This is a genomic window from Brevundimonas sp. UBA5713, assembly GCF_002419815.1.
In the GTDB taxonomy this organism is placed as follows: Bacteria; Pseudomonadota; Alphaproteobacteria; order Caulobacterales; family Caulobacteraceae; genus Brevundimonas.
Genome location: NZ_DIGV01000055.1, coordinates 17,578 through 26,902 on the forward strand (window position 1 = coordinate 17,578; position 9,325 = coordinate 26,902).

Annotated in this window: 11 protein-coding genes; 3 read left to right on the forward strand and 8 right to left on the reverse strand. The window is 58.6% G+C overall.

The annotated features are described in order from the left end of the window. Positions 1 to 43: 43 nt before the first annotated feature. Genes B3B04_RS13295 through B3B04_RS13310 form a run of 4 tightly spaced genes read right to left on the reverse strand, consistent with a single transcriptional unit; the run spans position 44 to position 2,824 of the window. The gene (locus B3B04_RS13295; protein WP_292043633.1) at positions 44 to 769 is read right to left on the reverse strand and encodes a DUF4365 domain-containing protein; all 726 of its coding nucleotides are present in this window, start codon (positions 767 to 769) and stop codon (positions 44 to 46) included. 35 nt (positions 770 to 804) lie between these two features. Beyond that, positions 805 to 1,008, reverse strand: coding sequence for a DUF4365 domain-containing protein (locus tag B3B04_RS13300; RefSeq protein ID WP_292043565.1), 204 nt, complete (start codon positions 1,006 to 1,008; stop codon positions 805 to 807). 23 nt (positions 1,009 to 1,031) lie between these two features. Further along, positions 1,032 to 2,117, reverse strand: a complete 1,086-nt coding sequence (gene aroC, locus B3B04_RS13305; protein WP_292043566.1) for a chorismate synthase — start codon at positions 2,115 to 2,117, stop codon at positions 1,032 to 1,034. An 11-nt stretch (positions 2,118 to 2,128) separates the two neighbouring features. Next, positions 2,129 to 2,824 (reverse strand): J domain-containing protein, encoded by a 696-nt coding sequence (locus tag B3B04_RS13310; RefSeq protein WP_292043567.1) that lies wholly within the window; start codon positions 2,822 to 2,824, stop codon positions 2,129 to 2,131. 127 nt (positions 2,825 to 2,951) lie between these two features. On the opposite strand from B3B04_RS13310, the gene pdxH reads away from it, so the two are divergent. Further along, the gene (gene pdxH / locus B3B04_RS13315; RefSeq protein ID WP_292043569.1) at positions 2,952 to 3,614 is read left to right on the forward strand and encodes a pyridoxamine 5'-phosphate oxidase; all 663 of its coding nucleotides are present in this window, start codon (positions 2,952 to 2,954) and stop codon (positions 3,612 to 3,614) included. Positions 3,615 to 3,620: 6 nt separating this feature from the next. Here pdxH and B3B04_RS13320 read toward each other — a convergent pair whose 3' ends face one another. Both B3B04_RS13320 and udk read right to left on the reverse strand, forming a co-directional pair. After that, a complete protein-coding gene (locus tag B3B04_RS13320) occupies positions 3,621 to 4,223 on the reverse strand; it encodes a TetR/AcrR family transcriptional regulator (protein WP_292043571.1) in 603 nt (200 codons plus the stop codon). Between the two features lie 138 nt (positions 4,224 to 4,361). Further along, complete coding sequence (gene udk / locus B3B04_RS13325; protein ID WP_292043572.1) at positions 4,362 to 5,021, reverse strand: uridine kinase; 660 nt, start codon at positions 5,019 to 5,021, stop codon at positions 4,362 to 4,364. Between the two features lie 183 nt (positions 5,022 to 5,204). On the opposite strand from udk, the gene B3B04_RS13330 reads away from it, so the two are divergent. Further along, entirely contained in the window at positions 5,205 to 6,833 is a 1,629-nt protein-coding gene (locus B3B04_RS13330) for a long-chain-fatty-acid--CoA ligase (protein ID WP_292043574.1), read from the forward strand. A gap of 27 nt (positions 6,834 to 6,860) precedes the next feature. Next, positions 6,861 to 7,553 (forward strand): DUF1499 domain-containing protein, encoded by a 693-nt coding sequence (locus tag B3B04_RS13335; protein ID WP_292043576.1) that lies wholly within the window; start codon positions 6,861 to 6,863, stop codon positions 7,551 to 7,553. Between the two features lie 6 nt (positions 7,554 to 7,559). On the opposite strand, the gene B3B04_RS13340 is transcribed toward B3B04_RS13335, so the two are convergent. Then, the gene (locus B3B04_RS13340) at positions 7,560 to 8,450 is read right to left on the reverse strand and encodes an MBL fold metallo-hydrolase (protein WP_292043578.1); all 891 of its coding nucleotides are present in this window, start codon (positions 8,448 to 8,450) and stop codon (positions 7,560 to 7,562) included. 177 nt (positions 8,451 to 8,627) lie between these two features. Beyond that, positions 8,628 to 9,122, reverse strand: a complete 495-nt coding sequence (locus B3B04_RS13345; RefSeq protein WP_292043579.1) for a hypothetical protein — start codon at positions 9,120 to 9,122, stop codon at positions 8,628 to 8,630. Positions 9,123 to 9,325 lie beyond the last annotated feature (203 nt).

Genomic DNA, 9,325 nt, shown 5'->3' on the forward strand with positions numbered 1-9,325 from the left:
AACAGTTACTGTTACGAATAGGGGGTGGGGTGATCACGGATTGTTACAGATCTTCGGGGTAGCTCGTGAGTAATCCCAAATAAGTAGGGAGGAACCATTCCCTCCAGATGTCTTCATAGTTTTTGGGCAAAACTGATAGTCCGTGCCACAACATATAAATATCATGCTTTTTTTGTTCTTCGTTGGGATTTCCGTGGAATGTAGTGATGTCAACTAAAGGTATAGAGCTTTGTATTAGTTCTGGTTGACCATTATGTATAAATCTTCTGAGTCCATCGCGGTAATGACCAATAATTGGGCACATTTCTACGTCATACCAAAAATCATACGCCTCAATTCTCTTTGCAAAGTATTCCGCCATAGATCTCCAATCACCATCAGAGTGGAATTTTAATTCGGAATATTGATACGTAAATCTTTGAAATGCTGAAATAAGCTTTGATCTTTTGGCGTACCACCTTAAAGCATTGGTGCCGACTTCAGAATTTATACTATTTGCTTTAGGTATATAAATCATTTTGCTTGATTTATTGCGATAATCTTCTTTTTGCGGTAAAAGTATTTTGTCTATATAGTCATTTAGGCATACAAAATTGCATGTTTTGTTTTTTATATCTGCAATTACTAATAAAACAGGAAGTGCTATTCCCATTCTCTGAATGGTTACCAATTCGCTCGTTTCTAGTTTGAATTTGTAACATTCTACTTCTTTGAATTGTCTTTTATCTAAAATCTCAAAACTTTTTTCTACATTCCCTCGTTCGTATATTTTTTTCTTTTGAAAGGTGGGAGATTCAGTGCTTTTTAACTGAACAAAAAATGTTCACCAAGTGTTTGCGGGTATTCAGAATCTTTTTCAAAAACTTCTACTGCAAAATCTAGGCCGTAATCTGGCTTGTATTCTCTGATTACCCAATTTTTCGGTAGTAAAGACTTTAGTAGGGCTATCCCTTTTTCGTCAGTGAGGTGTTGAGGTGATCTTTGCTTTGCTTTTGCGGTCATTTTCATGAGTTTGCACATAATTTGGATTGCTATCCCACCTGCGCCCTGTGCCGCAGCTTCGCATCCGCCAGTACAATCGCTGCCATCGCTTCGACTACTGGAACGCCGCGCAGGGCGACGCAGGGGTCGTGGCGGCCTTTGGTGCGTAGATCCACTTCGGCGCCATCGCGGTTGATGGTCTGGCGATGGGTGAGGATGGAGGAGGTGGGTTTGAAGGCCACGCGGGCGGTGACGGGCTGGCCTGTCGAGATGCCGCCGAGGATGCCGCCCGCCTTGTTCGACAGGAAGACAGGCTCGCCGTCGGGACCGATGCGCATTTCGTCGGCGTTTTCCTCGCCTGACAGCATGGCGGCCTCGAAGCCCGCGCCGATTTCCACGCCCTTGACGGCGTTGATGGTCATCAGGCCCGCGGCCAGTTCGCTATCCAGCTTGGCATAGAGCGGTGCGCCCCATCCGGCAGGCACGCCGGTGACTTCCAGCGCCACGACCGCGCCGATGCTGGAGCCTGCCTTGCGCACGGTATCCAGATAGGCTTCCCATTCCGGCACCACTTCATTGGATGCCGCGAACAGGGCGTTGTCGTAAACGGCGCTGAAGTCGATCTGGTCGTCAGGGATGCGGTGCGGGCCAAGCTGCACCACGCCTGCACGGATTTGGATGCTGTCACCCAGAACCTTGCGCGCCACGGCACCGGCAGCCACGCGGCTGGCCGTTTCGCGGGCGGATGAGCGACCGCCGCCGCGATAGTCGCGCACGCCATATTTGGCCTGATAGGCAAAGTCGGCATGACCGGGGCGGAAGGCGTGGGCGATCTCGCCATAGTCCTTGGAGCGCTGGTCGGTGTTTTCGATCATCAGGCTGATCGGCGTGCCGGTGGTGACGGGGCCGTTGCCATCGTCGAACACGCCGGACAGGATTTTGACCGCGTCGGCCTCTTGGCGCTGGGTGACGAAACGGCTGCCGCCCGGTTTGCGCTGGTCCAGATACGGCTGGATGTCCGCTTCGGTCAGCGGGATCAGCGGCGGGCAGCCGTCAACGACGACGCCAATGGCCGGCCCGTGGCTTTCGCCCCAGGTGGTGATGCGGAACAGGTGACCGAAGCTGTTATGTGACATGGGTACGGGGATTAAGCCGCTGCGCTATGGTCCGTCCAGACCCGAGTGAAGCGGGCCAGCATATCTTCAACCGCCGAGGGCATGTCGTCACAGCCTTCCAGCTTGATGAACAGGTCTCCGGCAGGGCGGTTGCCGCGGGCGGGCAGGCCTAATCCCTTGAAGCACAGACGTACGGGCTCGACCATGTCGGGCACCAGCCATGCGACCTGTGGCCCTGCGTGGGTGTCGATCTCGATGCGGCCCCCGTCTCGCAGATAGCGATGGGCGATCCGATGGGTGACAAACAGATCGCCGTCCAGCACCGACATGTCGTCGGCAGGGCGGATCATCACCGGCACCTGCTGGCCGTCATCCAGCCGCACACGGTCGGCAGTACGGATGCCCGGCGGAATGTGCACCAGCAAACGCCGCCCGGACAGTTTCAGCGACACACAGCCGCCGTGCAGGGCCTGCATCGGCGTGATCACCAACAAGGGCGGCGGGGTAAAGGCCTTTTCCGCAGGGCGCGGCGTAAGCGGAACGGGCAGGGGCGCAGGCTGGGCCTGAAGCAGGTGATAGGCGTCGATGACGGCGCGAAACCGCTCTACATCGCCGCCTGCGCTGTCGGGATGGGCGGCCTTGGCCGCGCGGCGAAAGGCCGCCGACAGGCCGTCAGCCCCCACCGGAGCGCGCAGCCCCAGCAGGCGACAGGCCTCTGTCACGGTCATTGCCTTGCCATCCATGGGGCGCACCCTGCGGCCATATGGTCAAGAGCGGGTTAACCTTGATCAATTCGTGCGCAAACCTCGTGTCTTTGACTTGGGCCAGCGGGCGTGGCGGCTGTATAGCAGGGGCATGAGCCATTCCGTCATTCCGCCCAGCCCCAGTCACGATGACTATGCGGCCCAACTAGCCGCCAATGCCGACGACACCGTCTATGACGGCGATAACCCCGTCGCCCTGTTCATCGACTGGCTGGCGCAGGCGCGACAGGCCGAGCCGAATGACGCCAATGCCATGACCTTGGCGACGGTCGATGCCGACGGCATGCCCGATGCCCGCATTGTGCTGCTGAAGGATATCGACGCCGACGGCTTTACCTTCTTCTCCAACACCCAAAGCGCCAAGGGGCAGGAACTGGCCGACAGGCCGGTTGCGGCGCTGGTATTCCACTGGAAGTCGCTGCGCCGTCAGGTGCGGGTGCGCGGAGTGGTCGAGCCGGTCTCCGCTGCCGAGGCCGATGCCTATTTCGCCAGCCGCGCGCGTGAAAGCCGTATCGGTGCATGGGCGTCGGACCAGTCCCGTCCGCTGGACAGCCGCGCGCAACTGGAACAGCGGGTTCAGGAACAGACCGAGCGTTTCGAGGGGCAGGACGTGCCGCGACCCGAACACTGGGCCGGATGGCGACTGAGGCCGCAGTCTATCGAGTTCTGGCGTGATCGCGCCTTCCGCCTTCACGACCGTATGCAGTTCCGTAAGGACGCAGAGGGCTGGACGAAAACGCGGCTCTATCCCTGATCGGGATCAGACGCCGTAGCGGGCCCAGAAGGTCTGAACGGCGTCTTCGGCAATGGCGGCAGGGGTGCGGTTCAATACCGGATCCTTGCCCATGGCCAGCGGCAGCAGCATGATCGGGTGTTCCACCATGCCCAGAAGCTGGCTGACCGCCCAGCTGGATTTCTCCATTCGGGTCAGGCCCTGGGCATTCATCTGGTCGAACATATCGATCAGGTTTTGGGCGATGTTTCCGCGCCCTTCGTCGAAGAAGTCAGCCACAACCCCTTCAAATCGTTGGCGTTCAGAAATGATCAGGCGGAACATTCTCCGCACGAACGGGTCGGCGAGAAACTCTGCATAGCTGATCATAAACTGTGTCAGCTTTTGACGGCTGGGCGGACCTTCGGATTTGACCGCCTCCATCCGCTTGCCGAAATCCTGCGCGGCATCTTTTACGACCGCTTCGAACAGGGCCGCCTTGCTCTCGAAGAACATATAGAGGGTGGCGGTAGAAACGCTGGCTTCACGCGCGATGGGCTCTATGCGGGTGGCTGCATAGCCAACCGATACGAACTGATGGCGCGCTTCGCGGACAATGGCGAGCGCTCGGGGATCCTGTGTCGGATGCATGCAGGCGGCAACGTTCGTCGATTGCTGTTTCTAAGCTTGACCATGGCGCAATAGTCTACACCGCGCAAGCACAGCTATATTTGCATCGGAAATGCAATAACGGAACCGCAGAGGTCTTATCCGTAAAGTTACGTAAGATCACACGGAACAAATATTGGGATTGTATTTTAACAACTTAGGATGGGTGAGTACGGGTGCGACCAAACGTACCACGGCCTGACGATCAATCAGTCGTACGGCTGCCGTTGCGTCTGCCACTATGAAATCGGCATGTACGCGGGAGGGTTCGGTAAAGCTCTCGTGACCCGGCCGGACCGTCAGCAGATATTGGTTCACCACAGAGTCAGCGGTGCGCCCGCGCTCGATCTGATCGCGCAGCAAACGGCGGATGAAGCGGATGTCGGCGGGGGTGTCGACAAACACCTTGATGTCGAACAGATCGCACAGGGCGGCATTACACAGCACATGGGTGCCTTCGATCACCACCACCTCGGCGGCGCGCACGGGCTCGCCACCGGCTTCGCGGCCGTGGGTGATGAAGGAATAGATCGGGGCGACAATGTCCTGACCGGCTTTCAGCGCCTTGAGGTCGCGGATCAGCAGATCGTGATCGCGTGCGTCAACATGGTCGAAATCATGCGTGGCCGGATCAAATCCGGGAACGGAGGCGGCGTCCTTATAATAGGAATCCTCTCGCAACAGGGTGGCGCAGCCTTGTGGAAGCGAGGAAATCAGGGCTTCGGCCAGAGTGGACTTGCCCGAGCCCGAGCCGCCGGTGATCGCGATGAGGATGGTCATGGTCCTGCCTCTCTCACCCGATGACCCGTTCAGCAAGTCGGCAAAGGTCGTATTCACAGCTTTTCATGGCTGAAGCTGACCTTAGGTCACATTGATCCTGTCGTGTTTCTTATCATAGCCTGCTGACCAAGCGCCGATCGACGAACAACGAGCGCATTTGGCATAGGTTTAGGAGGATACACGATGCACGGACTGATGCAGGACTGGCCGCTGACGGTCGACCGGATTCTGGAACACGCCAAAAACTGGCATCCGGATCGCAAGGTCGTCACCCGCTCGGTGGAGGGACCGATCGTCAGTGTCACCTATGCCGAGCTGTACGATCGCGCGCGCAAGGTGTCGAACTTCCTCCAAGCGTTCGGCATCAAGACCGGCGACCGCGTGGCGACCCTGTGCTGGAACACCTCCAACCATATGGAGGCGTGGTACGGCATTATGGGCATTGGTGCGGTGTGCCACACCCTGAACCCGCGTCTGTTTGCCGAGCAGCTGGTCTATATCATCAACCACGCCGAAGACCGGATCGTCTTTACGGACCTGACGTTTGTGCCGCTGCTGGAAGCCATCCTGCCGCACATTCCCAAGGTCGAGAAATTCATCATCATGACCGATGCGGCCCACATGCCGCAGACCAAGCTGCCGAATGTGGAATGCTATGAGACCCTGTTGGAGCAGGCCTCGACCGATGTGGTCTGGGGCGGCTTTGACGAGCGCACGGCCTGCGGCCTCTGCTACACCTCGGGCACGACCGGCAATCCCAAGGGGGTGCTCTACACCCACCGCTCCAACTTCCTGCACACGCTGATGGGCCTGCAAGCCACGGTTCTGGGGGCAACGCCAAAGGATGTGATCCTGCCGGTGGTGCCGATGTTTCATGCCAATGCATGGGGTATTGCCTTTGCCGGTCCGGCAGCGGGAGCCAAGGTGGTGATGCCGGGCGCGCGTATGGACGGTGCGGCCATCTATGAACTGCTGGAGTCCGAGGGCGTAACCTTCAGCGCCGCCGTGCCCACCGTCTGGCAGGGCCTGTTGCAGCACATGCGCGAGAACAAACTGAAGCTGTCCACGGTCAAGCGCGTGCTGATCGGCGGGGCGGCGGTGCCGGAAATGCTGATCCGTGCCTTCAATGACGAGTTTGGCGTCGAAGTGGTGCAGGGCTGGGGCATGACTGAGACCTCGCCCATCGGCACCGTGTCCAACCTTCTGCCCGAGATGGAGGGCTGGTCGCAGGACGAACAGATCAAATACCGCGTCAAACAGGGCATTCCGCCGCTGGGCATCGACTTGAAGCTGGAAGACGACGACGGAAATCGTCTGCCTCATGATGGCGAGACCTATGGCCGCTTGCTGATCAAGGGCCCGACGGTTGCTGCGGCCTATTTCAAGGGCGAGGGCAGCATTCTGGACAAGGATGACTTCTTCGATACCGGTGACGTCGCCACCATCGATCCGCTGGGCTATATGCAGATCACCGACCGCGCCAAGGATGTGATCAAGTCCGGCGGTGAGTGGATCAGCTCTATCGAAATCGAAAACCTTGCCGTGGGTCACCCCAAGGTCGAGCTGGCCGCCGTGATCGGTGCCGCACACCCGAAATGGGACGAACGCCCGCTGTTGATCGTCAAGCTGAAAGAGGGCGAGACTCTGGACAAACAGGAGCATCTGGACTTCCTGCAAGGCAAGATTGCCAAGTGGTGGATGCCGGATGATGTTGTCGCGGTTGACGAAATCCCCCTTGGCGCCACGGGCAAGATCGACAAGAAGCTTCTGCGAGAGCGGATGAAGGACTATCGCCTGCCCACTGCGGGCTGATCGTCCTCTCGACAAGGGAGGCTTCTCATGACCCAAGCGTCGCGTCCGGTACGGACACTGATTACCCTGTTGGTTTTGGTGGTGTTTTTGGCACCGCTGACCTTGCTGGTGTCGGTGTACGGGACGCGGCTGGGCTTCATGGATATCCAGACCGGCTATGGCACCATCGGCCAACGGGTGGTGCCAATGCTGTCTTATGTCGGGCTGGGCGCGGCAGTGCTGGCCTGCCTGTTGCTGATCAAGGATCGCGGGTTCTGGATGTTGTCACTGGCATCGCTGGTCGTGGCAGGCGTGATGGTGGGCGGCGTGGTCAGCCAATCGCGCCAGTGGTCGTCTGCCCCGCGTGACGTGACCACCAATGTCGAAGACGCTCCGGCTTTTGCGGGCCGTCTGGGACAGGAGCGCCGCGCGGTCCGTCCCGTCGAGTATCAACCGGCGGCTTGCGAAGGTTTGGCGGCGGTCCATTCCCAACTGGCCGCCGAAAGCGTGGCGTGGGCCATGGACAAGGCGGGCATCACCGTCATGGGCACCTCGCCGTTCCGCGTCGATGGCTGGACCGAGGGGGCTATCTATGGCGTGCGCCACGATGTGACTGTGCGTATCCGTCCGGGGCGCACGGACCTGCGCGTCTCGGGTCGCGACGGACTGGCCATCGGCGATCAGGCCTGCACGCTGGCGAAGAAACTGCGCGACGCTATGGAAGAAGCCCGAAACGCCTAGGCGCGGTTACGCCAGTGTCCAGCGCGCCGATAGCTCAGGCGCGGGCGAGGGGACAACACGTCCATCTTTGGCCAGCTTCATCAGGTGCGACAGCACCGACAGGCTGGCCGCGGGCCACAGCCGCTGGTCAACGGCGGCATAGAGCACAGGGACCATCTCAGCGATGGTGCTATGTCCGGCCTTCAGCTGCGCCAACACCTGATTTTCGCGCTCGATGCGGTGGTCCTTATAGGCTTGCAGGAAGGGTGCGACTTCGGTGATGGCCGGACCGTGCGTGGGCCAGAGGATGTCAAAGCCGCGTGCCATCACCTTGTCCAGACTGTCCATATAGTCGGCCATGTCGCCATCGGGCGGAGCCACAATAGTGGTGGACCAGCCCATGATGTGATCGCCGCTGAATAGTGCGTTCTCTTCTTTCAGGGCAAAGGCCAGATGGTTCGAGGCGTGGCCCGGCGTCTCCATGACCTCCAGCGTCCAGCCATCGCCCTCGATCAGCTGGCCGTCGGACAACAGGGCGTCGGGCGTAAAGCTGTCGTCCTGACCCTCGGCACTGGCATCGGTGCGCGCGGGCAGGGGCGCGGCCAAGATCGGGGCATTGCCGCACGCCTGCGACAGGCGGGTGCTGAGCGGCGAGTGATCCAGATGGGTATGGGTGATCAGGATGTGGCTTACGGTCCGCCCGTCGAGCGCATTCAACAAGGCCTCGAAATGCGCATCATCATGCGGTCCGGGGTCAATCACGGCCACGCGGGCACCTGCTTCTGCTCGGCCCACGACATAGGTGCCGGTGCCAACATAGGTGAACGGACTTGGATTGTTGCAGATCACCCGCTGGATCAGCGGCGACACCTGATCGCAGCGCCCATAGGTCCAGTCGAACTCACGATAGAACTGCATAAGTCACCCTTGGCCCGCCGAGGGGCCAGTATGGCCGGTTCAAGGAGCCGTAACTTCGCCACAGCGGACAGTGCGGCGCAACCTCATGCAGGGTTCGCCCAATCATTGCACGAGTGCACCTAGCCAATGGCCGTGACCACTCCGCTGCGGCCAATTCTGATCGCCTTACTTTTCTGCTCAGAATCGTTGAACTCTGATGCCGCGACTACGCCCCACTGACATAAGGTAACTGCCAAGACTGGCCTTGCGAATCCGTACCGGGTCGCCTTGGCGATTAAGCACGGCGTGGCGGGCATTATCGGTCTGGTGCCAAGTGCTGCCGTCTTCAAGTTGGAACTGCCATCGCCCATTTTGACCACGCGTGGCGCGAACCAATGTCGTTTCAATTTGGTCGAGCGAATCAGAACCGTCGTCGCCCCGTCCCAAAATGCCGGAAAGATCTGGAGCTTGGAAACCGAAAAGCTGTCGTCTGGTCTGTTGTACCTGCGCTCGATCGATGAAAGCGATCTCGCCGGCCGTCTCTGCCGCGTCTAGAGCCGCTATCTTTTGATCGAAGCATTCCAGTCTGGCTTGGCCATCTCCGATACTTCGGCAAGCTTTGAGTTCGTCCACGAGGGATGCAGATGGGTTTTGCGAATAGCCAAATGCCATTCCTGGCAGAAGGAGAAACATGCCTCCGCTGCACAAAAATCTATTGACTATACGAATGTATTTTCCAGTTTTCCGAGTGTTATGGGCGGATTTTGTCAAATTTAGCATCTTTCAAGCGGTGCTATTTTAGCTGTAATTTTGACGTAGTGATGCCATGTTTTGACGCGCTGGGGTAACTTTACGTAGCAGTTTTCTCCTCGAACGGGTGAATGTGGTTCAAATGT